Raw genomic sequence first — 378 nt, 5'->3', positions numbered from 1 at the left:
GCCGCTGATTTCGCCGGCACGGTCGAGGAGATCTCCCGGACGGTGGAGTTTTTGCAGCTCGTAGCGGCCCAGGCCGTGGAGCGGACCCGGCGCGAAGCCCAGGCGGCACGGCAGTCATCCCCGGCGCCGGGGTGGCGGACCGGCTGGACCGAACCCACCGCAGCCGCACCGGACGCGGGAACTGAAGCCGATACGGCAACCGCCGCGGCCGGCCCGGGGACCGCCGCGTCCGGCGTTGCGGCAGCAGCCGGCCCGGTCGACGACGGGTACCGGAACGCGGCCGAATTCCTGCGCGCCAGGCTGCGGATCGGCATCGGCGAGGCCAGGCGCCGGCTCACGCTGGCCTCCGGCGTGCTCCCGCAGACCGGGATCACCGGG

1 pseudogene is annotated in these 378 nt (G+C 75.4%); it reads left to right on the top strand.

Annotated elements, in window-relative coordinates:
• Positions 1 to 378 (top strand): annotated as a pseudogene (locus AB4Z38_RS25870) (HNH endonuclease signature motif containing protein); the annotation flags it as partial.

Origin of the sequence: Arthrobacter sp. 2RAF6, assembly GCF_052115205.1 — a bacterium.
Classification (GTDB): Bacteria; Actinomycetota; Actinomycetes; order Actinomycetales; family Micrococcaceae; genus Arthrobacter.
Note: the sequence above shows the minus strand (reverse complement) of the source record. Positions and strands in the feature narration are given on the sequence as shown.